Source organism: Pseudomonas sp. Ant30-3, from assembly GCF_000690905.1.
Taxonomy (GTDB): domain Bacteria; phylum Pseudomonadota; class Gammaproteobacteria; order Pseudomonadales; family Pseudomonadaceae; genus Aquipseudomonas.
In genome coordinates, this window is record NZ_JMCL01000216.1 from 1 (window position 1) to 449 (window position 449).

A 449-nucleotide genomic window follows, 5' to 3' on the forward strand; every position below is an offset into this window, starting at 1 on the left:
CTGGTATCTTCGACCGGCATGAGCTTACGGAGCAAGTCCTTCACCCTCACCGGCGCACCTTCTCCCGAAGTTACGGTGCCATTTTGCCTAGTTCCTTCACCCGAGTTCTCTCAAGCGCCTTGGTATTCTCTACCCAACCACCTGTGTCGGTTTGGGGTACGGTTCCTGGTTACCTGAAGCTTAGAAGCTTTTCTTGGAAGCATGGCATCAACCACTTCGTGTTCTAAAAGAACACTCGTCATCAGCTCTCGGCCTTAAGATCCCGGATTTACCTAAGATCTCAGCCTACCACCTTAAACTTGGACAACCAACGCCAAGCTGGCCTAGCCTTCTCCGTCCCTCCATCGCAATAACCAGAAGTACAGGAATATTAACCTGTTTTCCATCGACTACGCTTTTCAGCCTCGCCTTAGGGACCGACTAACCCTGCGTCGATTAACGTTGCGCAG

1 rRNA gene is annotated in these 449 nt (G+C 51.4%); it reads right to left on the reverse strand.

From position 1 onward, the window contains the following. Positions 1 to 449, reverse strand: a 23S ribosomal RNA gene (locus DU29_RS0128900); the annotation flags it as partial.